This window comes from Fusobacterium sp. JB019 (genome assembly GCA_030673965.1).
Lineage (GTDB): Bacteria > Fusobacteriota > Fusobacteriia > Fusobacteriales > Fusobacteriaceae > Fusobacterium_B.
This window is the reverse complement of the sequence record JAUTCN010000004.1, coordinates 117,881-142,127: the sequence shown is the minus strand read 5'-3', so window position 1 is coordinate 142,127 and position 24,247 is coordinate 117,881. Positions and strand designations below refer to the sequence as shown.

25 protein-coding genes are annotated in these 24,247 nt (G+C 26.9%); 24 read left to right on the top strand and 1 reads right to left on the bottom strand.

The window, feature by feature from the left end; translation table 11 throughout:
• On the bottom strand, positions 1-459 hold a 459-nt coding region (locus tag Q7K47_04255; protein ID MDP0506425.1), incomplete at its 3' end, for a glutamine synthetase III.
• A 201-nt stretch (positions 460-660) separates the two neighbouring features.
• Between Q7K47_04255 and ptsP the strand changes: the two genes are divergently transcribed.
• The 24 genes from ptsP to Q7K47_04135 all read left to right on the top strand — a co-directional run bounded on the left by ptsP (position 661) and on the right by Q7K47_04135 (position 24,210).
• Positions 661-2,391, top strand: coding sequence for a phosphoenolpyruvate--protein phosphotransferase (ptsP, locus tag Q7K47_04250; GenBank protein ID MDP0506424.1), 1,731 nt, complete (start codon positions 661-663; stop codon positions 2,389-2,391).
• 12 nt (positions 2,392-2,403) lie between these two features.
• Positions 2,404-2,673, top strand: a complete 270-nt coding sequence (locus Q7K47_04245) for an HPr family phosphocarrier protein (protein MDP0506423.1) — start codon at positions 2,404-2,406, stop codon at positions 2,671-2,673.
• Entirely contained in the window at positions 2,673-3,557 is an 885-nt protein-coding gene (gene ispH / locus Q7K47_04240) for a 4-hydroxy-3-methylbut-2-enyl diphosphate reductase (GenBank protein ID MDP0506422.1), read from the top strand. Before Q7K47_04245 ends, ispH begins: the two co-directional genes overlap by 1 nt.
• Entirely contained in the window at positions 3,538-5,130 is a 1,593-nt protein-coding gene (locus Q7K47_04235) for a S1 RNA-binding domain-containing protein (protein ID MDP0506421.1), read from the top strand. The genes ispH and Q7K47_04235 overlap by 20 nt, the downstream gene beginning before the upstream one ends.
• A gap of 109 nt (positions 5,131-5,239) precedes the next feature.
• Positions 5,240-6,709, top strand: a complete 1,470-nt coding sequence (locus tag Q7K47_04230; protein MDP0506420.1) for a hypothetical protein — start codon at positions 5,240-5,242, stop codon at positions 6,707-6,709.
• A gap of 80 nt (positions 6,710-6,789) precedes the next feature.
• The gene (locus tag Q7K47_04225; GenBank protein MDP0506419.1) at positions 6,790-7,404 is read left to right on the top strand and encodes a DUF445 family protein; all 615 of its coding nucleotides are present in this window, start codon (positions 6,790-6,792) and stop codon (positions 7,402-7,404) included.
• 15 nt (positions 7,405-7,419) lie between these two features.
• Entirely contained in the window at positions 7,420-8,412 is a 993-nt protein-coding gene (gene ruvB / locus Q7K47_04220) for a Holliday junction branch migration DNA helicase RuvB (protein MDP0506418.1), read from the top strand.
• A 3-nt stretch (positions 8,413-8,415) separates the two neighbouring features.
• On the top strand, positions 8,416-8,838 hold the full coding sequence (locus Q7K47_04215; GenBank protein MDP0506417.1) for an Rrf2 family transcriptional regulator: 423 nt from the start codon (positions 8,416-8,418) through the stop codon (positions 8,836-8,838).
• Positions 8,839-8,847: 9 nt separating this feature from the next.
• On the top strand, positions 8,848-9,561 hold the full coding sequence (locus Q7K47_04210) for a 16S rRNA (uracil(1498)-N(3))-methyltransferase (protein ID MDP0506416.1): 714 nt from the start codon (positions 8,848-8,850) through the stop codon (positions 9,559-9,561).
• Positions 9,548-10,852, top strand: coding sequence for a tRNA (N(6)-L-threonylcarbamoyladenosine(37)-C(2))-methylthiotransferase MtaB (gene mtaB, locus Q7K47_04205; protein ID MDP0506415.1), 1,305 nt, complete (start codon positions 9,548-9,550; stop codon positions 10,850-10,852). Before Q7K47_04210 ends, mtaB begins: the two co-directional genes overlap by 14 nt.
• A complete protein-coding gene (locus Q7K47_04200; protein MDP0506414.1) occupies positions 10,842-11,822 on the top strand; it encodes a LytR C-terminal domain-containing protein in 981 nt (326 codons plus the stop codon). Before mtaB ends, Q7K47_04200 begins: the two co-directional genes overlap by 11 nt.
• A 20-nt stretch (positions 11,823-11,842) precedes the next feature.
• Complete coding sequence (locus Q7K47_04195; GenBank protein ID MDP0506413.1) at positions 11,843-12,256, top strand: hypothetical protein; 414 nt, start codon at positions 11,843-11,845, stop codon at positions 12,254-12,256.
• Entirely contained in the window at positions 12,253-14,073 is a 1,821-nt protein-coding gene (mrdA, locus tag Q7K47_04190) for a penicillin-binding protein 2 (protein ID MDP0506412.1), read from the top strand. The genes Q7K47_04195 and mrdA overlap by 4 nt, the downstream gene beginning before the upstream one ends.
• On the top strand, positions 14,051-15,847 hold the full coding sequence (locus tag Q7K47_04185; protein MDP0506411.1) for a ribonuclease J: 1,797 nt from the start codon (positions 14,051-14,053) through the stop codon (positions 15,845-15,847). Before mrdA ends, Q7K47_04185 begins: the two co-directional genes overlap by 23 nt.
• A gap of 34 nt (positions 15,848-15,881) precedes the next feature.
• On the top strand, positions 15,882-16,184 hold the full coding sequence (yhbY, locus tag Q7K47_04180) for a ribosome assembly RNA-binding protein YhbY (GenBank protein ID MDP0506410.1): 303 nt from the start codon (positions 15,882-15,884) through the stop codon (positions 16,182-16,184).
• A gap of 16 nt (positions 16,185-16,200) precedes the next feature.
• Entirely contained in the window at positions 16,201-16,665 is a 465-nt protein-coding gene (locus Q7K47_04175; GenBank protein ID MDP0506409.1) for a divergent PAP2 family protein, read from the top strand.
• A 17-nt stretch (positions 16,666-16,682) separates the two neighbouring features.
• Positions 16,683-18,485 carry a 1-deoxy-D-xylulose-5-phosphate synthase gene (gene dxs / locus Q7K47_04170; GenBank protein MDP0506408.1) on the top strand — a complete coding sequence of 601 codons (1,803 nt, stop codon included), beginning with the start codon at positions 16,683-16,685 and terminating at the stop codon, positions 18,483-18,485.
• The gene (locus tag Q7K47_04165) at positions 18,472-19,296 is read left to right on the top strand and encodes a phosphohydrolase (GenBank protein MDP0506407.1); all 825 of its coding nucleotides are present in this window, start codon (positions 18,472-18,474) and stop codon (positions 19,294-19,296) included. Before dxs ends, Q7K47_04165 begins: the two co-directional genes overlap by 14 nt.
• A gap of 22 nt (positions 19,297-19,318) precedes the next feature.
• Positions 19,319-20,131: a TlyA family RNA methyltransferase gene (locus tag Q7K47_04160; protein MDP0506406.1), complete on the top strand. Its 813-nt coding sequence runs from the start codon at positions 19,319-19,321 to the stop codon at positions 20,129-20,131.
• The gene (locus Q7K47_04155; GenBank protein MDP0506405.1) at positions 20,128-21,411 is read left to right on the top strand and encodes a S41 family peptidase; all 1,284 of its coding nucleotides are present in this window, start codon (positions 20,128-20,130) and stop codon (positions 21,409-21,411) included. Before Q7K47_04160 ends, Q7K47_04155 begins: the two co-directional genes overlap by 4 nt.
• A 15-nt stretch (positions 21,412-21,426) precedes the next feature.
• Positions 21,427-22,149, top strand: a complete 723-nt coding sequence (gene rsmI / locus Q7K47_04150; protein MDP0506404.1) for a 16S rRNA (cytidine(1402)-2'-O)-methyltransferase — start codon at positions 21,427-21,429, stop codon at positions 22,147-22,149.
• A complete protein-coding gene (gene ylqF, locus Q7K47_04145) occupies positions 22,149-23,024 on the top strand; it encodes a ribosome biogenesis GTPase YlqF (GenBank protein MDP0506403.1) in 876 nt (291 codons plus the stop codon). Before rsmI ends, ylqF begins: the two co-directional genes overlap by 1 nt.
• A 45-nt stretch (positions 23,025-23,069) precedes the next feature.
• Positions 23,070-23,819, top strand: coding sequence for an NAD+ synthase (locus tag Q7K47_04140; GenBank protein MDP0506402.1), 750 nt, complete (start codon positions 23,070-23,072; stop codon positions 23,817-23,819).
• A gap of 25 nt (positions 23,820-23,844) precedes the next feature.
• Complete coding sequence (locus tag Q7K47_04135) at positions 23,845-24,210, top strand: hypothetical protein (protein ID MDP0506401.1); 366 nt, start codon at positions 23,845-23,847, stop codon at positions 24,208-24,210.
• Positions 24,211-24,247 lie beyond the last annotated feature (37 nt).

Here is a 24,247-nt window from a genome sequence, read left to right as displayed (position 1 = left end):
ATACCCAACAAAAGCAGTTGGTATAAATAAAGTTTTTGCTTTTTCAGGTCCTCTTAAAAACATAGGAGATGATAAATCCCACGCTGTATATCCTCTAGCTTCAAATGTAGAACGAAGTCCACCATTTGGGAAAGAAGAAGTATCAGCTTCTCCTCTAATTAATTCTTTTCCAGAAAATTGAGAAAGTATATTACCATCAGAAGAAACAGAAATAAAAGATTCATGTTTTTCTGCAGTAAGCTCAGTTAATGGTTGAAACCAGTGAGTGAAGTGAGTAGCACCTTTTTCAGTAGCCCAGTTTTTAGCAGCATTGGCAATTACTTCAGCAACAGAAATAGACAGTTGTTTTTTTCCGCTTTGAACAGCTTTAAATTCTTTAAAAATAGAACCAGGGATTCTACTTTTTAACTCTATTTCAGAAAAATGGTTTGTTCCAAAAATTTCCAGCATGTTATTCATTTAAAAATACCTCCTAAAAGTAAAAATAAAACAAAAAAAATACTTCTTAAAAATATATTAATGGAAATTTTATCACAATTTTTTTTCAATTACAAATAAAAAAATTAAAATAATGTGGTAAAATTACTGAAAAAAATTGAAAAAACACTACAAATAATATATAATTTAAAGGTAAAATTATTATTTATAAAGGAAAAGATTATGGAAAAAATATATGGAAAAGGAATATATGAAGGGGTAGTAATCGGGAAGCCTTTTTTAAAGTACGAAAAAAAAATCGAGATAGAACCGTATTTCCTAAAGGAAGAGGAAATAGCCAATGAAATATTAAGATATAAAGAGGGGATTAAATTTGCACAAGGAAAATTATCTAAGTTAATAAATGAACTAAGAACAAAAGTAGATAAAAAAGATTTACAAATATTGATAGTTCATTTTGAAATGTTGAATGATCCTGTAATTTTAAAAGAAATAGAGAGTATGATAAGGAAAGAAAAACTTAATGCTGAAGAAGTTGTAAAGAAAGTTTTGGGAAAGTACATCACATTATTTTCTAAAAAGAAAAATTCTGTTTATCAGCAAAGAGTTTCAGATTTGAAAGATATAAGAGATAGATTACTATTTGCTTTGATTAGAAGAAAAGAGCTATATAACAACGTAGAAGGTAAAATATTGATTGCTAAAGAAATTTTACCCTCAGAATTATTAGAGCTAGTAAATAATCATGTTGAAATAAAGGGAATTATAATGGAGTTTTCAGGGACAACTTCCCATGTTGCTATATTAGCTAAATCTTTAGAAATTCCAACATTTATGGGTGGAAAAGATTTATTTTTAGAGAAATGGAGTGATGAGATTATATTAGATACTTATCACATAAAGGCTAGAGTAATAAATAATCCTATTTTAGAAGTAGTAGAGGAATACAAAAAATTACAGAAATTTATTGAGAAAGAAAAGGAAGAAATAGAAAAAAATATAAATATGCCTTCAGTTACAGTGGATGGTGTAGATATAAATTTAGATTTTAATGCAGGACAACATATAGATTTAAATGCTTTAAGAAGAGTTAATCCTCGTGGGGTGGGACTTCTTAGGACAGAGTTTGTTTATATGGAAAGAAACAGTTTACCTACAGAGCAAGAACAAATAAAAATTTATAACAGTATAAATGAAGAAATAGGCAAAGATAAACCTATGATTATAAGAACTTTAGATATAGGAGCGGATAAAATATTACCTTATTGTCCTATAGAAAGTGAAGAAAATCCTTCCCTTGGAGAAAGGGGAATTAGATTTACTCTTAGAAGAAAAAGGATTTTAAGAACTCAACTTAGAGCAATATTACAAAGTTCTTATGGAAAAGATATAAAAATAATGCATCCTATGGTTTCTTGTAGGGCTGAAATTTTAAAAATAAAACAAATTTTAGAAGAAGTTAAAGAAGATTTGAAAGAAGAAGGATTAAAATTTAAAGAAGATATAGAAACTGGAATAATGGTAGAGGTTCCTTCTGTTATTTTTATGGCTAGAGAAATAGCTGAAGAAATTGACTTTTTCTCAATAGGAACAAATGATTTAACCCAGTATATTTTAGCCACAGATAGATTTTCCCAAAAAGAAAATGAATTATATGATTATTATCATCCAGCAGTTTTAAGAGCTATAAATACACTAGCAGAAGTTGGTTTAGAAAAGAATAAAAAAGTTTCTGTTTGTGGAGAAATGGCTGGTGAATTAGTTGGAGTAGTTATATTATTAAGTTTTGGAATTAAAGATTTAAGTATGGCTAAAACCTTTATTCCAAGAGCGAGAAATATAGTTAGAAAAATAAAGTTTAATGAATTAGGTAACCTTAAAAATCAGATACTAAAATGTAAAGATTCTACCGAAGTGAAAAAAATAGTGAAGACTTATATAAAAAAATTGTAAGGATGGTAAACAATGAAAAAAATAGAAGTTGAAATAAAAAATAAAGCAGGTTTACATGCAAGACCTTCATCGTTGTTTGTTCAAATAGCTACTAAATTTGATTCTGAAATATTAGTGAGATATGATGATGAAGAAATAAATGGGAAAAGTATTATGGGGTTAATGCTTTTAGCAGCAGAGCAAGGAAGAAAATTAGAACTTGAAGCTGATGGAAGTGATGAATTAGAAATGTTAGAAGCTTTGAAAAATTTAATTGAAGTGGAAAAATTTGGTGAAGAATAGTGAAAATAATAAGAGCTGAAAAAATGGGTTTTTGTTTTGGGGTTGCAGGAGCAATTAATTTATGTGAAAGTGTTATAAAAACAGAAAAAGATTATAACAAAGCCTATATTTTAGGGATGTTGGTACACAATAAAAATGTAGTTGAAGATATGGAAAAAAAAGGATTTATAACTGTTTCAGAAGAGGATTTAATTTCAGGTAAAATAAAATTTGAAAAAAAAGATTTAATAATTATAAGAGCACACGGGACAACAGAGGAAATTTATGATATACTAAAGAGAAGTGAAATTAAAATTATTGATGCAACTTGTATTTTTGTTAAAAAAATAAGAGAAACATTAATAGAAGCTGGAAAAAATGGAAAAGAAATTTTATTTATAGGAGATAAGAATCATCCAGAGGTAAAAGGAATTGTATCTTTTGGCAGAAATGTAAAGGTATTAGCTAATTATGATGAGTTCTTAGACTTTGAAGTAGAGAAAAATAAAAAATATTGTTTGTTAACTCAAACTACCTTAAATAAAGAGATATTTTTCCAAATTAAAAAAAATATAGAAAATAACTATGAAAATATAGAAATTTTTAGTAAAATATGTGGAGCAACTTACGAAAGACAAATAGCTGTTGAAAAATTAGCTAAAGAAGTAGATGTAGTTTTAATAGTAGGAGATTTAGCTAGTTCAAATACGAAAAAACTATATAATTTGTCTAAAAGTATTAATAATAAAAGTTATTTAATACAAAATAAAAGTGAGTTAAATAGAAAATGGTTGCAAAATATTAAGAATATAGGAATAACAGCAGGAGCATCAACACCGGAAAAAGTAATATTAGAGATAGAAAAAGACATAAGGGGGAATTTTGATGACAAACATGGATTATAACGAATTTGAGGCGCTACTAGCGGAGTACCTTCCAGAAGAAGGGAAAAGCGGAGAAAAAGTAGTAGGAACAATAGAAAGTAAGGAAAGAAACTTTACTTATCTAGATGTACCAAGCCAAGTAACAACAGTCAGAGTAAAAACTGAAGAAGTAGCAAAATATAATGTTGGTGATGAAATAGAAGTAATGTTAGTTGGAGAAACACCAGAAGGAGAATTTTTAATTGGTTCTAGAAGAAGAATTGAAATGGAAACTGGATGGGAAAAATTAAAAGAAGCTTATGAAGCTAAAGAAAAATTAACTGGAAGAGTTGTAAGGGAAGTAAGAGGAGGATATATATTAGAAATATTCTCTCACCAAGTATTCTTACCAAAATCTCTTTCTGAAACAAGAAATGGACAAAAAATATTAGGAAAAGATGTAGAAGTACTAATAAAAGAATTAAAAGAAGAAAGAAAAGGTAAAAAAGTTACTGTTTCTAGAAGAGATGTAGCGGTAGCAGTAAGAAATGAAGAGTTTGCTAAAATAAACTTAGGAGATGTTTTAGAAGGAACAATTTCTGAAATTTTACCATTTGGAATAGTTGTAACTCTTGGTCACTTAAGAGGATTCATACATATTTCTGAAATTTCTTGGAAAAAAGCTGAAAAAATTGAAGGATTTGAATTAGGACAAAAATTAACTGTAAAAGTTATTCAATTAGAAGAAGAAAAGAAAAATATAAAATTATCATTAAAAGCATTAACTGTAAATCCATGGGAAACAGCAAAAGACAAATATCAAATAGGAGATGTTGTTGATGGTAAAGTAACTAAAACATTACAATATGGAGTTTTAGTTGAAATTATGGATGGAGTAGAAGGATTAGTACACGTTTCTGACTTTACTTGGAATAAAAAGAAAGTTGCAATTTCAGAATTTGCTAAATTAGGAGATTCTTTAAAAGTTAAAATTCTTGAATTTAAACCAGAAGGAAGAAAATTAAAATTAGGTGTAAAACAATTATCAGCGGATCCATGGGAAACAGCAGGAGAAAAATATAAAATAGGAACAAGATTAACTGGAAAAGTTGCAGAAGTTAAAGCTTATGGAATTTTTGTAGAAGTTGAAGAAGGAATAGATGTATTTATTCACCAAGCAGATTTCTGTTGGGTAGGAAATAAGAAATTTGAAAAAGGTCAAGAAGTTGAATGTGAAGTTATCGAATTAGATCTTGAAGCTAAGAAAATAAAAGGAAGTATCAAAGTTTTAGAAAAAAGTCCATGGGAAACAGTTATGGAAAATTATAAAGTTGGAGACGTTGTTGAAAAAGAAATAAAAAATATTCAAGACTTTGGATTATTTGTAAAATTAGAAGAAGGAATAGATGGATTTATACCAACTCAATTAGTTTCTAGAGATTACATAAAAGATTTAAAAGAAACTTTCAAAGTTGGAGATATGATTACAGGTAAAATAATTGAAATTGATACTGAAAGACAAAAAATAAAGATATCTATAAAAGCTTATGAATTAGATTCAGAAAAAAGAGAACAAAGAGAATTAATCGAAAAATATGGTACTGCAGGAGAATAAATCTACAGTAAATAAATTGCCTCGCTAAATCTTAGCGAGGTTTTTTTTATAAAACATAAAAAATAATTTATGATATAATAAAAATATAAAAATATTGAGGGGGTATTCTGTGAATAATGAAAAATTTGAAGAAATAAAGAAAAATATACCTGAACTTATTATGTTTTTAAAAGCTATGCCAAAAGGAGGAGATTTACATAATCATTCTTTAGGCGGTGGTTATTCCGAACATCTTTATGAAAAAGCTATTTTAAATAATAATTATTACGATTTAAGAACTCATAAATTTTTAACTGAAAAAGAATATGAAAAATCTGATAAAAATGGAAATATAAAAACGATTAAAATTCTAGAAAAAGAAAATCTAGAAGACTATTTTGCTAATTACAGTATGAGAGGATTAAAGAATAAAAAAAATGGAGCGAATCATTTTTTTAGTACTTTTTTAAATGTTTTAAGTTCTAAAGTTAAAGAAGAGGAATTAATTCTAGAGATTTTAAAGAGAAATCATTTGGAAAATATGAGTTATGTTGAAATGATATCAGACTGTGTTCCTGAAGAATTAATTGAAAAATTTCAAAATTCTCTTAAACTTAAAAATGAATTTGATTTAGAAAAAATGAATGAATATTGTGGAATTTTAGAAAAAAATATAACAAACGAGAACAAGCTAGAACTTAAAAACTTTTTAGATAGAAGAGAAGATTACTTGTATGAAAATGGATTGAAGAATATAGAAGTTGGCTATATGCCTTATTTAAGAAGAATGACAGCTGATTTGGAAACTTTCTTTTCAGAAGCTTTTTTATTTATTTTAAGTTCATGTTTAGATTCAAGAATTGTAGGGGTAAATGTAGTTGAAGTAGAAGATTCTTTAGAATCAAGAAGAAATTTTGAGACTCATATGAAAATTTTAAAATATTTATATCTGTATTTTAAAGAAAAATATCCAAATAAAAAAATAAATTTATCTATTCATGCTGGAGAATTGACAATAGAAAGAGAATCTTTGGAAAATATGAGTGATAGAATAATTAGCACACTTTATTTAGAGAAAGAAAAAAATAAAAGGGGAAAAGTAATAACTAAAAGAATAGGTCATGGAGTAAGTATTCAATGGGAAAGTTTTGAAACGTTGAATGTTATGAAGGAAAACAAAATTCCAGTTGAAATATGCTTAACAAGTAATGAAATAATATTAGGTGTTAAAGGGGAAGAGCATCCCTTTAACTTATACAGAAAATATGGGGTACCTTTAGTTATTTGTACAGATGATGAAGCTGTGAGTAGAGGGAATATAGTAATAGAATATTTGAAAGCGATAAAAAGATATGATATTAGTTATGAAGAATTAAAAAATTTGATAAGAAATACTTTAGAATTTTCCTTTTTAGAAGGAGAAAGCTTATATTTGAATGGAGATTATGAGAAATTAAGACCAGAGTTTAATGGAATAAAAACAATAAAAGAGTTAGAAAAGGAAATGATAGAAAATAATAAATTAGTTTTTTCTAATAAAAAGTTAAAAATGCAACTAGAATTAGAAAAAAAGATATTGGAATTTGAAAGAAACTATTAATATAAAAAGCTTTAAAAAATAAGACTTAAATGGTATAATAGTTTATAAAAAATAAAGAGAATACTAGGAGAAACAGAAAAATGAATCAAGATTTAGTTTTAAAAGGAATTATTTTAATTATTGTAGGATCATTAATTGGATGGACAACAAACTATATTGCTATAAAAATGTTATTTAGACCATATAAAGAAATAAATTTAGGATTATTTAAAATACAAGGTTTATTGCCTAAAAGAAAACATGAAATAGGACAAGGAATAGCAGAAGTAGTAGAGAAAGAATTACTTTCTTTAGAAGATATAACTTCTAAAATATCTAGTGAAGACATTGAAGAAAAAATAGGAGAATTAATAGATAAGGTTTTAAAGGATAAACTAAAGGAAGAAATTTTAAGTTTATTTCCTATGGCAGCATTATTTTTAAACGATAGTATCTTAGAAAAAATAAAAGGAGCTATAAAAAATAGTATACTTGGAAACAAAGATGAGATGATAAAAGTATTCATTAACTATTTACAAGAAAGTGTTGATATTAAAGAAATAGTTATAGAAAAAGTGGATGCTTTTTCACTAGAAAAGATAGAGAAAATAATATGTGATCTTGCTAAGAAAGAATTAAAACATATTGAAATTATAGGTGCGATATTAGGAGCTATTATAGGTGCTGTTCAGTTTATGTTAATTAGTTTTATGTAATTAAGGAGAATAGTTTTGGATGATAGAATAGTTACAGAAAAAGAAATATTTAGTGAAACAGATATCCAAAAGAGTCTTAGACCTAAAAGATTTTATGAATATATAGGGCAATCTAAATTAAAAGAAAAGATGCAAATTTTTATAGAAGCTGCTAAAAGAAGAGAGAGTTGTATGGATCATATTTTATTATATGGACCACCAGGTCTTGGGAAAACAACTCTTGCTGGAGTTATTGCAAATGAAATGGATGTAAGTCTAAAAATAACTTCAGGACCAGTGTTAGATAAAGCTGGGGATTTGGCAGCTATTTTAACGTCTTTAGAAGAAAATGATATTTTGTTTATAGATGAAATTCATAGATTGAATACTTCAGTAGAAGAGATACTATATCCAGCTATGGAAGACGGAGAATTAGATATAATAATAGGGAAAGGACCAGCAGCAAGATCTATAAGAATAGAGTTACCTAAGTTTACTCTTATTGGAGCTACAACAAGAGTTGGACTATTGAGCTCTCCTCTTAGAGATAGATTTGGTGTTACTCATAGAATGGAATATTATAATAATTTAGAATTAATGGAGATTATTATAAGAGGAGCTAAAGTATTGGAAGTTTCTATAGATAAAGAAGGTGCAAGTGAAATTGCTAAAAGAAGCAGGGGAACTCCAAGAATAGCTAATAGATTTTTGAAAAGAGTAAGAGATTATGCTGAGATTAGAGGAAATGGAATAATAACTAAAAGAATAGTTTTAGAAACTCTTAAATTATTAGGAGTAGATGAAGATGGATTAGATGAATTAGATAGGGGAATAATTATATCAATTATAAAAAATTATAATGGTGGGCCAGTAGGTGTCGAGACCTTATCCTTAATGTTGGGTGAAGATAAGAGAACTATAGAAGAAGTCTACGAACCTTATTTAGTTAAAAAAGGATATATTAAAAGGACTCCAAGGGGAAGAATGATTACTGAAAAAGCTAGAGAACATTTTGAAGTTAAGGAGTAAATAATGAAAATAAGTAAAAAAGTTAAGTATGGGTTTAAAGCTTTAGCTTATATAGCTACAGAAACTTCCAAGGATAGAATGGTAAGAATAAAAGAGATTTCAGAAAAAGAAAATATTTCTATTCAATATTTAGAACAAATTTTATATAGATTGAAAAATAAAAAAATAATAGAAGGAAAAAGAGGACCAAGCGGAGGATACAAACTTATAGTAGAACCAGAAAAAGTAACTTTATATGAAATTTATGTGATTTTAGATGAGGATCCTATGATTATAAATTGTAACGAAGCTTACCAATTTAAAAGATCTACAGAATGTGTTGAAAAAGATTGTAGTTGTATTTGGAAAAAATTAGATGATAAAATGAAAGAAATCTTAGAAGCTTATACAATTAAAGATATTATAGAAAATAGAAGTATAATTTAGGAGAAATTAATGATAACAGTTGTAATAGGAAAAGAGAATATTTTTTCAGGAGAAATTATAGTAAAAGATAAAAAAGATATCAATCATTTAAAAAATTCCTTTAGAATAAAAGAAAAGGATGAAGTAAGAGCTGTGGATGGAGAAAAAGAATATTTTTGTAGTGTTCAGCTTCTTGAAAAAAAAGAAATAAAATTAAAAATTTTATCAGAAAAAGAGATAGAAAAAGATGAGATTAAAGTAGAGGCAGGAATTTCTATAATAAAAAATGATAGAATGGAATTAGTTATACAAAAATTAACAGAGATAGGTATTGATAAAATATTACCCTTAGAGACAAAAAGAACTATAGTTAAGTTGAAAGAAAAAAAAGAAAAATGGGATGTTGTTTCCAAAGAAGCAATAAAGCAATGTCAAAGAGTTAATTTTTTAGACATAGATGAAATAACAAAACTAAAGGATATTTCTTATGAAAATTATGATTTAGTTATAGTTCCTTATGAAAATGAAGAAAATTATAGTTTGAAAGAGTTACTAAAAGAAGAGAAAAAGAAAATAAAAAAAGTATTGTATATTATTGGCCCTGAAGGAGGATTTTCTGAAGAGGAAATAGAAGGTTTAAAAGAATTAGAAAATTCAAAAATAGTTACTTTAGGAAGAAATATTTTAAGAGCAGAGACAGCTGCTATTGTAGTTGGAGGAATATTAATAAATGAATTTAAATAAAAGAGTGGCATTTTATACTTTAGGGTGTAAAGTAAATCAGTATGAAACAGAAAGCATAAAAAATAAACTTTTAAACAAAGGTTATAAAGAAGTTAAATTTACAGAGGAAGCAGATTTTTACGTAGTTAATTCTTGTACAGTAACCTCAGTAGCAGATAGAAAAACAAGAAATATTTTAAGAAGAACAAAAAAATTAAATGCAAACGCTAAAGTTATTGTAACAGGATGTTATGCCCAAACAAATGGGGAAGATTTATTAAAAATAGAAGAAGTTGATTATGTTGTAGGGAATACTAATAAAAGTGAAGTTGTAGATTTAATAATAAATCAAGATACAAATAGGGATCATCATAATTTAGTATTAAATATTTTTGAAGATGTGGATTATAAAGAATTAGAATTTTCTACTTTTAGAGAAATGTCTAGAGCTTATATAAAAATACAAGATGGATGTAATAATTTTTGCTCTTATTGTAAAATTCCATTTGGAAGAGGGAAAAGTAGATCTAGAAAATTTGATAATGTAATTTTAGAGGCTAAAAAGCTTGCAGAAGAAGGGTTTAAAGAAATTATTTTAATTGGTATTAATTTAGGTGATTATGGAAAAGACTTAAAGGAAGATATTGATTTTGAAGATTTGTTGGAAGCTTTAATTAAAGTTGAAGGAATAGAAAGAATAAGAATAGGATCAGTATATCCAGACAGGATAACTGATAGGTTTATTGATATAATGAAAAATAATAAGAAAATCATGCCTCATTTACATATTTCTCTTCAATCTTGTGATGATGAAATTTTAAGAAAGATGAAAAGAAATTATGGTGTATCCCTAATAAAGGAAAGATTATTTAAATTAAGGGAAGAGGTTAAAAATATAGAATATACAGCAGATGTAATAGTTGGGTTTCCTGGAGAAACAAATGAAATGTATGAAAACACAAAAAAAGTTATTGAAGAAATAGGCTTTTCTTCTCTTCATGTATTTCCTTATTCAGAAAGAGAAAATACATTAGCTGTAACTTATCCTAATAAAGTGAAAACTAATGATAAAAAACTTAGGGTTGCTGATTTAGAAAAAGAAGTTAAAGAATTTGGAGAAAAAATTAGAAGAAAATATATTGGTGAAAAATTAAATGTCTTAATAGAAGAAAGAAAAGAAGATGGTTTCTATTATGGATATAGTGAAAATTATTTAAGAGTAAAAATATGTGGAAATAATCTTAAGGTAAATGATGAACTAGAGATAAAGATAGAAAAATTAGAAAAGGAGTTGTTAATAGGTGGATATTAAAAAGAAGGCATCAAGAGTTAAATATACATTATTAGGAGCAGTTGTTTTTGTAATAGCAGTTTTAACTTTGGTTTTTAATGTATTAAGCGACAATAAAGAAACTGAAAAATTAGATAGATACGCTTTAATTGGAAAAAATAATATTTTTTTAGTTTATGAAGATAGATTAGCTATAAAAATTCCTTTTAACATTCAAATAGATAAAGATGTTTCTTTTAAAGAATTAGTAAAGGTTAGAAATTATGAAGAAATATTAAAAAGAATAAATTTAATTTTTCCAGAAAAGATAGATAAATATAAAAAAGTTAAGTATGGAGAAATGGATTTAAAAGTAAAAAATGCAAGAAATGTTCCAGAGGTTATGATAAATGACAAGAGACATATACTAACTTCAAGTATAGAGCCTATGTTTGAAGATTTATATAGAGATAAAAAATCTGAAAAAATAGAAAACAAAAATATTGTTGTTGATATTTTAAATGCTAATGGTAAACCAGGTCATGCAAGAAGAACTGGAGAAAAATTAAAATCGTTCTTTGGCTTAAAATATAATGCTGCAAATTATGAAACTAATAGTCAATTTAGCTATATCATAATAAATGATCTACATAGAGAAAAAATAGAAGATATTTTAATGCAAGTAAATGAAAGATATTTTAAGATTAAAGAAGACGCTACAATTCCAACTTTAGCAAATGTTGTAATTGTACTAGGAAAAGAAAGTAAGAAAATATTTGATGTTGAAGTAAAAGGAGAAGGAGAAATAGCTTCTAAATATGTTAAAGCTTTAAAGAAAGATGGGTATAATAGTGTAATAGAAAAGAAAACTAAAATATCAGGAACAGATACTCAAATAAATTATAACAAAGAAGATTATTATACAGCTTATAAGATAGCAAAAAAACTAGGAATAAATAAGATGATTGAAAGAGATGAATTAAAAAATAAGGTTATAGTTATAGCTAATTAATAATATAAAAAGGGGAAAATATGGTAACTACATTGGCATTAATATTAATTTTTATAACAAATAGTATATCTTTAAGAGTAACAAGTTGCTCTTTAGTAATGCCGTATTTATTATATTTATCTAGTTATAAAAAAGTAAATAATTTATATTTAGTAGGTTTATTAACTGTAGTTTATTCATTGCAAACTGATAAAATTTTTATAAATATATTTATATTTTTAGGATTCTATTTAATATTTTTATTGATTCAAAAAAATATTAAATATCAATATTTAAATATTCCAATTTTTTCATTGGTACAAGTATTCCTGTGGCATATAATATTTTTAAGGAAAATTAATGAAGTTTTTATAATTAATTTGATTTTATGTAGTATATTTAATTATATATATTTAAAAATTTATAGAAAAGAAATGGCAGGAGCAATTAAATGAAGAAATCTAAATTTACAATATTAGGTATAGATAAATCTAAAAGATATGCATTAGCTAAAATTTTTATATTAATTTTATTTGGAATTTTATTAATTAGATTAGGATATCTTCAAATATATAAAGGTCAAGAATACGAAGATAAATCTACAAATAATAGGGTAAGGTTTATAAGAAAAGAGGCTATAAGAGGAAATATATTAGATGCAAATGGTGAGATTATAGCAACAAGTAAAATTGGTTATAGACTTAATTATTTGAAAGAAAGAAAAACAAATCCTGAAATTATAAAAAATATAAGCAATTTAACTGGTTATTCAGAAAAGTATATAAAGAAAAGAATAAGATATGGAGAAATATCAATGTATACTAGACGGAATACATTGATAGAAGATTTAAAAGAAGAAGTGGCACATAAAATATTTGAAAAAATAGAGGAATATCCTTATTTAGAAGTTGAAATGTATTATAAAAGAAAGTATTTATATCCAAATTCATCATCTCATTTAATAGGTTATGTAAAAAAAATATCAAATAGAGAGTATGAAAAGTTAAAAGATCAGGGTTATTCAGAAAAAGACATTATAGGTAAAGAGGGTGTTGAAAAAGAGTATGATTCTGTATTAAAAGGAAAAAAAGGTTATCAATATTTTGAAATTAACGCTAGAGGAATTGCTTTAAAAACTATTAAGCAACAACCTTCAGAAAAGGGAAAAGATATTCAGTTAACTATTGATATGAGATTACAAACTTTTATGGAAAATGAATTTAAAAAAAGTAAATTAACAGGATCTTTCATAGCTATAAATCCTAAAAATGGTGAAATATTAACTATTGTTAGTTATCCAACTTATCCTCTAGATATATTTTCTTCTAGCATTCCATCAGATGTTTGGAATAAAATTTTATATGATAAGAGAAAACCTTTAACAAATAAAGCTATTGCAGGAGAATATCCTCCAGGATCAGTTTTTAAACCTATAGTAGCTTTTGGTTTTATGAATGCAGGGCTAGATCCTAAAGAAAAGAATCCAGGAAGAAATGCAATTTATTCAATTGGAGAATGGTCTTGGAAATCTTGGAAAAGAGGAGGACATGGACCAACAGATTTAAAAAAATCAATAATTCAATCAGTAAATACTTATTATTATAAATTTGGTCATAAGTATGGTTCAAAAGTTATAACTAAAGCTGCAAAAAATTTTGGTTTAGGAGAAAAAACAGGTATTGATATCTCTGGAGAAAAAAGTGGAATTGTCCCAAGTCCAGAGTGGAAAAAGAAAAGATTTAAACAGGGATGGTATACAGGAGATACTATAAACTATTCTATAGGACAAGGATATGTAACAGTTACTCCAATTCAAATTGCAAGAGCATATTGTGTATTAGCAAATAAAGGATATGCTTATACTCCAAAGGTAGTGAAATATATAATAACAGATTCTGGAAAGGAAAAGACATCTTCAAAGAAGTCTTTAGAAGTTAATTATCCTAGAAGATTTTATAATATTATGGAAGATGCTATGGTTGGAGTAGTTGAAGATAAACATGGTACAGGAAAAAGATTGAGAACTAAAAATTTAAAAATAGCTGCAAAAAGTGGATCAGCTCAAAACGCTCATTTTGATGAAACTCATGCGGAAATTGCAGGGTATTTTCCAGTAAAAAAACCAGAAATTGTATTTGCGGTTTTATTACAGGGAGCTGGTGGGGGAGGAGCCGTAGCGGGAGCTCTGACTAAAAAATTTATAGATGAATATCAATTCTTATACCACGGAATACAAAAAGAGGGAGAAAATGATAAAAGAAAAAAAAGTTAAAGAAAAAAATAATGAGAAAACATTAGATAAAAAAACACCAAAGAAGAAGCCACAAAATAAAAAAGTTATAGATAAAAAAGTAGTAGATAATAAAGGATTGAAGACAAAAGAAGAAAAAATGTACATAATGCCTTTAGGTGGTTTAGATGAAGTGGGTAAAAATATGACATTAGTTCAATATAGAGATGAAATAGTAATTATTGATTGTGGATTAGGATTTCCAGGAGAAGGGTTACTTGGTATTGACGTAGTTATTCCTGACTTTAGTTATGTTGAAAATAATAAATCTAAAATTAAAGGATTATTTGTAACTCATGGACATGAGGATCATATAGGAGGAATTCCATATTTATATCAAAAAATAGATTCAGATGTTTCTATTTTTGCAGGAAAATTAACGCTAGCTCTTATTGAAAATAAATTTGATAATCATAAAATAAAAAATGTTCCTAAATTAAGAGAAGTGAAAAATAGATCAAGAGTTAAAGTTGGAAAATATTTTAATATAGAATTTATTAGAATAACTCATTCAATAGCAGATTCTTATTCTATTCATGTAAAAACTCCAGCAGGAAATGTTTTATTTACAGGAGATTTTAAGATAGATTTAACTCCAGTAGATAATCAAAAAACAGATTTAGCTAGATTTGCAGAGATTGGAGAAAAAGGAGTAGATTTATTATTATCAGATTCAACTAATGCTGAAACAGAAGGATTTACACCTTCAGAAAGTACTGTTGGGGAAGCTTTTAAAATAGAATTTGCAAAGGCAAAGGGAAGAATTATTATTGCAGCTTTTGCATCTCATATTCATAGATTACAACAAATAGTTGAAATAGCAGAATCTTATGGAAGAAAAATAGCTATTGATGGTAGAAGTTTAGTTAGAACTTTTGATATAGCTTCAAGATTAGGGTATTTAAAATTAAAAAAAGATACAATGATATCTTTGGCAGATGTTGATAAGCAAAAAGATAATAAAGTAGTTATACTTTGTACCGGAACTCAAGGAGAACCAAGAGCTTCTTTATCTAGAATAGCTTCTAACATACATAAACATACTAAAGTAAAAGAAGGAGATACTGTAATAATTTCAGCTACTCCTATTCCAGGAAACGAAAAAGCGGTTTCTAAAAATATAAATAATTTATTAAAGTACGATGCTGAAGTAATATTTAAAAAAGTAGCAGGAATTCATGTTTCAGGACATGGAAGTAAATTAGAACAAGAATTATTATTTAATGTAATTAATCCTAAAAACTTTATGCCGGTACATGGAGAATATAAAATGTTGAAAGCCCATATAGAAACAGCGTTGAGAACTGGAATGAAAAAATCAAATACAGTTTTAGGACTAAATGGAAGTAAAGTAGAAGTAACCAAAAGTTATGCTAAATTAAAAGGTAAAGTTAGTGCAGGGGCTACATTTATTGACGGATTAGGAGTAGGAGATATAGGGCAAACAGTTCTTAGAGATAGACAGCAACTTTCTCAAGATGGAGTTATAATAGTTGTATTTACTTGGCATAAAGAGACAGGGAAGATAGTTTCTGGGCCAGAAATAGTAACTAGAGGATTTACTTACTCTAAAGATTCTGAAGCGTTAATAAAAGGAACGGTAGAACATATTAATAAAAAATTAGAAAAAATAGAAAATGAAAAAATTAAAGATTGGCAACCTATTAAAAATATAACAAAGGAAGCTGTAGGAAGGTATGTTTATAATAAAACAAAAAGAAACCCAGTGATTTTACCTATAATAATGGAAGTTTAGAAAAAATAAAAGATATAAATGAAGAGGAGAAAAAATGAATAACAGACAAAGAGAATTTTTAAGAAAAAGAGCTCATGAAATAAGTGCTTTAGTAAGAGTAGGGAAAGATGGTTATACAGATAATTTGGGACAAAGTATCTTAGATGCAATAGAATCAAGAGAACTTATTAAAGTTAAAATGCTTCAAACAGTAGAAATTAGTAAAAGAGATTTAGCAGAAACAATTGCAGAGAAAACAAATTGTGAAGTGGTAGGAATTATAGGGAGAACAATAATACTTTATAAACCTAATAAGGATAATCCTAAAATTTCAGAAGAGGTATCAAAAATAAAATAAAATAAGAGGTTATGATATGGATGAATATGGAATTATTTTTGGAAATAAAATATTAGATGTAACATTTATAGCGTGGTTTATAGCTCAATTTTATAAAGTGATAGCAACAATTTTTGTAGATAAAGCTTTTAATTTAAAAAGATTTTACGAAACTGGAGGAATGCCAAGTTCGCATTCTTCAACAGTTTCTTGTTTAGCAACTTGTGTAGGAATAGTTTATGGAACAAGAGATCCATTATTTTCGATAACTTTGGTATTTGCAGGGATAATTATGTATGACGCAGCAGGAATAAGAAGAGCAGCAGGAAAACAAGCTAGAGTTGTAAATAAAATGGTTGATGGACTTAGTTTTAAAATTGGTGAAAAATTTAATGATGAAAAATTAAAGGAACTTTTAGGTCATACTCCAATAGAAGTATTTGTAGGGATGATATTAGGAGTAGGTGTAGCTTTATTATTTAAAAGTTATTTAATTCCATAGAAAATTAAGGTGGATTTATGAATATAGAAAATATGCAGGTAGATGAATTAAATAATTTATGTAAAGGTCTTAGAGAAAAGATAATAGATGTTGTTCTAAAAAATGGAGGACATTTAGCTTCTAATTTAGGAGTTGTAGAATTGACAGTAGCATTAGATAGAGTTTTTAATTTCAAGGAAAATAAAATTTTATTTGATGTGGGGCATCAAGCTTATGTATATAAACTTTTGACAGACAGAAAAAACAATTTTAATACTCTAAGAAAGTTAGATGGAGTAGGACCTTTTTTAGATCCTGAGGAAAGTGAATATGATAATTTTATAAGTGGTCATGCAGGAAGTGCATTATCTGCAGCTTGTGGAATGGCAGTAGCTTATCCAAATAAAAAAATAATAGTAGTTGTTGGAGATGCTTCCATAGCAAATGGACATTCTCTTGAAGCTTTAAATAATATGATAAATTTAAAAAATATGATAGTTGTTTTAAATGACAATGATATGTCAATTGGGAAAAGCGTAGGATGTCTTTCTAAATTTTTTAGTAAAATGCTTTTAAGTAAGACATATTTAAGTTTAAGAAAAGATGTTAAAAGTATAATAAATAAAGGAAATTTAAGAAAAAAAGTTCATGATACTTTGGGAAAAGCTGAGCATCGAATAAAAAATATACTTTTACCAATAAATATTCCTCAAAACATAGGGTTTAAATATTTTGGAGTAGTAGATGGGCATAATATAGAGCAATTAGTTTCAATATTTGAAGAAACAAAAGAGATGGAAGGTCCTATTTTTGTACATGTTAAAACAAAAAAAGGAAAAGGGTATTTACCAGCAGAAGAAAATAAAGAAAAATTTCATGGGGTAAGTCCTTATAATCCAAATAAAAATATAAATGAAGTAACAACATCAAAAATTTTTGGAGAAGAATTAAGTAAATATGCGAAAAACGATGAAGATATTATGGCGATTTCAGCAGGAATGGTAAGTGGAACAGGATTAAAGAATTTCTTTACAAAATATCCAAGTAGAAGTTTTGATATAGGAATAGCAGAGGGGCATGGAGTAACTTTTGCTGCAGGTTTGGCAAAATCAGGTAAGAAACCTTATTTTGCAGTATATTCAACATTTTTACAAAGAGGAGTAGGACAATTAATTCATGATGTTTCTTTACAAAATTTGCCAATAAGATTATGTATTGATAGAGCTGGAATAGTTGGTCAGGATGGGAAGACTCATCATGGCTTATATGATATCTCATTTTTATTGAATATTCCTAATTTTATAGTGTTGTCACCAACAACACAAAAAGAAATGAAGGAAATGATAAAATTTAGTTTAGATGTAAAACAACCTATTGCTATAAGATACAATAAAGGATGGGTTTGTGATAAAGAATATAATTTTAAATTTCAATTAGGGAAATGGAATGAAATTATTAAGGGGACAGATAACTTATATATCGCAACTGGTAATATGTTGGAAGAACTTTTAATGGTTAAAGATAAATTAATCTCTAAAAATTTAAGTGGAACTATAGTTAGTGCAGGTTCAATAAGACCCTTTGACGAAGATTATATAAAAAATGAATTTAAAAAATATAAAAATATATTTATATTAGAAGAAGGGTATATACAAAATGGATTTGGAACTGAAATAATAGATTTTTTAAATGAAAATAACATTAAAAAACAGATCCACAAAATAGGAATAAATAATGGAAAAATATCACATGGGGAAAGAGGAGAACTCCTTCAATTATGTGGATTAAGAGGAGAAAGTTTAGTTAGAAATATAGAAGGGAAGATTAATGAATCAAATTAACCAAAAAGTATTAAAATTTATAAAAACACTTATAAATACTAAAGAAGTTAATGAACTAGAAAAATACGATGACCAAGGAGTTAAAGTTACAGCTCATACTTATGATGTATTAAAAATTTCAATAGATGAAGTTAAAAACGAATATGGAAACTTGGAAAATTCAATGGGGAAAATTGATTTATTTTCGATAATTATTGGAGTAATTATTCATGATTTGAGTAAGGGAAGTATAAGATCTAAATCTGAAATATTTTCTCACTCTCAAATGATGTTAAAAAAGCCAGACTATATAGTTAAGGAAGCTGAAAATATTTTAACAGAAGTGGAAGTAGAGGTAGGCTCACAATTAAAGGAAGAAATAAAGAAACAGATTACACATATAGTTGTTTCTCATCATGGAAAATGGGGAAAAATTTATCCAAGTACAAAAGAAGCTAAGATAGTTCATAAAGCAGATATGTATTCAGCTAAATATCATAGAATAAATCCAATATCAGCAAATGAAATATTAGCTTTGCTAGCAAAAGGATATAATATGGTAGAAGCAAGCCAAAAAATTAGTTGTACATTAGGAGTAATTAAAGATAGATTAAAAAGAGCTAAGATAGAAACTAGATGCAAGAATACTAAGCATTTATTAAATTATTATAAAAAAGTAAAGAAAGTTCCAATAGGAGATGATTTTTTTACAAAACGAGTAAGAGAAACTTCAAAATTAATATCTTCTGTTGAAAAAAAAGGATTTAAAGAGTTAATATTAGATAACGAAGCATTAAATTATTTAAATGATAGAGAGATATTTGAAGATTAATTTAAAAAATTAGGAGAAATAAATGAAAGAGAGACTAGATGTTCTTTTAGTAAAAAACGGTTTTTGTGAAAATTTAGATATAGCAAAAAGATTTATTATGGCGGGACAGGTAATAGTTAATGAAACAAAGATTGATAAAGCTGGAACTATGATAAAGATACCTGATAATGATGAACTTGAAATTAGAATAAAGGGTAAAAAATTTCCTTATGTAAGTAGAGGGGGATTAAAATTAGAAAAAGCTTTAAGGGTTTTTCAATTAAATTTTCAAGATAAGATAATTTTAGATGTAGGAGCTTCGACAGGGGGATTTACTCATTGTGCTCTTTTAAATGGAGCTAAACATGTTTACGCTGTTGATGTTGGGACAAATCAACTTGATTGGAAACTAAGATCAGATGAGAGAGTGACTTCACTTGAAAATACCCATATAAGAGATTTAAAATTAGAAGATGTTGATAATTTAGAAATAGATTATATAGTTATGGATGTTTCTTTTATTTCAATAACTAATGTATTTGAACATCTTAAAAAATTTTTTTCAGATGGAACTAAATTAATGGCATTAATTAAGCCTCAATTTGAAGTTGAAAAATCAATGTTATCAAAGGGAGGAATAGTTAAAAAGAAAGAAAATCAAAGATTTGCTATAAATAGAGTTATAGAAGAAGCGAGTAAAAGGGAATTGTATTTGGAAAAATTAGATTATTCTCCAATAAAAGGGGGGAAGGGAAATTCAGAATATTTATCAATATTTGGAATGAAAGAAGTAGAAACTGATATAAATATTGAAGAAATTGTTAATTGTTGTGAAAATTTAGGGGGAGCTTTATGAGAAAATTAAAGAAGTTATTAGTGGTACTAATAATGGGATTAATTACTGTTAATATATCAGCAAAAGAAAAAACAGGCTTTATGAGTAACGTAAAACAGTTGAAGGAAATTTCCGATATAATGGATATTATTACAGAAAATTTTGTAGGAGAAAAAAAAATAAATAAAACTATTCTTATGCAAGGAGCTTTAAAGGGAATGATAGAATCTTTAGAAGATCCTCATTCTAATTATTTTTCAAAGGATGGAATGGAAGATTTAGAAGATAAAATAAGTGGAGAATATACTGGTGTGGGAATGATAATTAGAAAGCATTCTAATGAACCGGTAACAGTTGAATTATTAATAGAAGGAACTCCAGCATTTAAGGCAGGAATCAGACCCAATGATAAAATAATAAAGATAGATAATGAAAGTACTTATAATATGGAACTAGAAGATGCTTCTAAAAAATTAAAAGGGAAAGTTGGAACTAGTGTAAAACTTTTAATTTATAGAGAAAAAGAAAAGAAAGAAAAAGAAGTTATATTAAAAAGAGCTAATATAAAACTAGAAAATGTAAGAAGCAAAATGTTATCTAATAAAGTAGGTTATATTAAATTAACTCAATTTGGTGCAGATGTAGATTTACAGGTTTCTAAAAGTTTAGAAAAACTACAAAACCAAGGAATGCAAGGGCTTATATTTGATTTAAGAAATAATCCAGGTGGAAGAATAGATCAAGCTATAAAAATAGGCTCTATGTTTATAGAAAAAGGAATAATAGTAAGTGAAAGACCTAAAAAAGGAAAAGAAATATTTTCTGAAAGAGAGGGAAAATATTATGGTGATTTTCCATTAATTATTTTAATTAATGAAGGTAGTGCTTCTGCTTCTGAAATAGTTTCTGGAGCAGTTAGAGATTACAAAAGAGGAGTTCTTTTAGGAGAAAAAAGTTATGGAAAAGGAAGTGTACAAGTTTTAATGCCATTACCAGATGGAGATGGAATAAAATTGACAATAGCTAAATACTATACACCTAAGGGAGAAAATATAAATGGAAAAGGAATAGAACCAGATATAAAAGTTGAAGAAGAAGATGATTTCTTATTTTATGATGGAATTATAACAAATATAAATGAGAAATCTCAAGAAAAAAGTAAGGAAAAATTATTAAAAGATGCAGTGGGAGAAAAGGAAGCAAAAGATTTAATTTCAAAAGAAGATAAGCAATTAAAGGCTGCGGAAAAAGAAATATTAAAAATGATAAAAAATTATAAAAATAAAAAAAATAAGAAATAAAAGAAAGGTGGAATTATGCTTTATATAGTGGCAACTCCAATAGGAAATTTAGAAGATATAACTTTAAGAGCAGTTAGAATTTTAAAAGAAGCAGATTATATTTTTGCTGAAGATACAAGAGTAACTAAAAAACTTTTAAATCATCTAGAAATTTCTAATACTTTATATAGATATGATGAACATACAAAGCAACATCAAGTAGAAAATATAGTTAATTTATTAAAAGAAGGAAAAAATGTAGCTTTAGTTACAGATGCAGGAACTCCTTGCATTTCAGATCCAGGCTACGAAGTTGTAGATAAAGCTTTAAAAGAAGGGTTACAAGTAACTCCAATTCCAGGAGTAAGCGCTATGACTGCTGCTGCTTCTGTAGCAGGGGTTTCTATGAGAAGATTTATATTTGAAGGGTTTCTTCCTAAAAAGAAAGGAAGACAAACATTGTTAAAATCATTAGCAGAAGAGAAAAGAACAATAATGTTTTTTGAATCTCCTCATAGAGTAATAAAAACGTTAAATGATGTGAGAGAATATATTGGAAATAAAGAGGTTGTTCTAGTAAGAGAAATAACTAAAATTTATGAAGAAATAATAAGGGGAACAATTGAAGAATTGATAGAACGTTTACAAGATAAAACGTTAAAGGGTGAATTTGTAATAATAGTAAGAGGAAATGAACAAGAACCTAAAAAAGAAAAGGTTAATAAATATGCGAATATGAAAGAAGAGGGTGAATATTAATGGCAATGACAAAAATTAACTGGTATCCAGGTCATATGAAAAAAACTAAAGATATGATGAAAGAGAATATGCCACTAATAGATATAGTTTTAGAAGTAGTGGATGCAAGAATTCCTATTTCTAGTAGAAATCCAGATATTAGAATATTTTCTAAAAATAAAAAAAGAATAATAGTAATAAATAAAGCAGATTTAGTTGATAAAAAAGAGTTAGCGTTATGGAAAAAATATTTTTTAGATAATAATGATGCAGATGAAGTTTTAGAATTAAGTGCAGAGACAGGATTTAATATGAAAAAATTATTTTCTATTATAGATAAAGTAGCTTCAGAAAAAAGAGAAAGACTTATGAAGAAAGGTCTTAGAAAAGTAAATACAAGATTAATGGTTACTGGAATTCCAAATGTAGGAAAATCAAGATTGATTAATAAAATTGTTGGTAAAAATACAGCAGGAGTAGGAAATAAACCAGGATATACAAAGGGTAAACAATGGATAAGGATAAAAGAAGGGTTAGAATTATTAGATACTCCAGGAATTTTATGGCCAAAATTTGAAGACGAGAAGGTTGGATATAATTTAGCCATCTCTGGAGCAATAAAGGATGAAATTTTACCTATTGAAGATGTAGCTTGCATTTTGATTGAAAAAATGATATCTTATGGGCTAAAAGATAATCTAAAGAAAAAATATAAGCTTTTAGATGAAGATTTTGAAGGTGTAGCAGGAAATGTAATAGAAAAAATAGCTCTTAGAATGAAAATGCTTCAAAAAGGAGAAAAATTAAATATCCATCAAGCAACTCATACTTTACTAAGAGATTACAGAAGTGCTAAGTTAGGGAAATTTGGTTTAGATAGAGAGTTTTTACTTTAGGAGGAAGAGATGAGAGAAGACATACTTGAAAAAATGACAAGTCCTATGGACGAAATTGAAGGTAAATTAGTTAAATTTGTAAAAGATGAAGTAGAAAAGAGAGGTTTTAAAAAAGTTATATTAGGTCTTTCTGGAGGTATAGATTCAGCATTAGTTGCATTTATAGCTACTAAAGCTTTAGGAAAAGAAAATGTATGTACATTAATGATGCCTTATAAGACTTCAAGTCAAGGAAGTTTAGATCATGCAAAATTAGTTGTTGAAAAATTAGGAATAAAAAATAGAAAGATAGAAATAACTCCAATGGTAGATGCTTATTTTGCAAATGAAGGAGAAGCAACTAGTTTAAGAAGAGGAAATATGATGGCAAGAACTAGAATGGCGGTATTGTTTGATAACTCTTCTAAAGAAAATGCTTTAGTAATAGGAACATCTAATAAAACAGAAATATTATTAGGGTATGGAACTCAATTTGGGGATACTGCATGTGCAATTAATCCTATAGGTGAATTATTTAAAGCTCAAGTATTTGAATTATCAAGAAGATTAGGAGTTCCAAAAGAACTTATAGAGAAAAAACCTAGTGCAGATTTATGGGAAGGTCAGACAGATGAAGAAGAGTTAGGATTTACTTATGATATGGCTGATGAAATATTATTTCAATTTGCTAGAGAGAACAAAACTCAAGAAGAATTAGAAGATATGGGATATAATAAAGATATCGTAAATACTATATTTAAAAGAATAAAAAGAAATGAATATAAAAGAAATATGCCGACTATAGCTAAATATTAATTTAATTATAAAATGGAGGTGCTCTATGGATAATCATCAAAAACTTTTAGAAGAATTAGAAGAATTTAAAAAAGAAAAAGATAGAGTAAAACAAATAGTTGGAAAACTAGGTGGAAAAGATAATATTCAAACTAAAAGAGTAAATATGTTGTTAATAGGGATGATTGGAATATTATTATTTACTGGAGGAGTTTTAAGAAAAATTCCTATAAATGTAACAATGTATTGTGCTATGATGCTTGGAATAGTTAAAATAATTTGGCTTCTTTATGAAATGAGTAGAGCTAATCATTTTCAATATTGGATATTAAGTACTATAGAAATTAGAATAAATGAAATGAGTACAAAGATAAAGAAAATGGAAAAGTCACTAGAAGAATTAAAAGATTAAGATATAAATAAAAAAAATGGAGGGCAATCTCCATTTT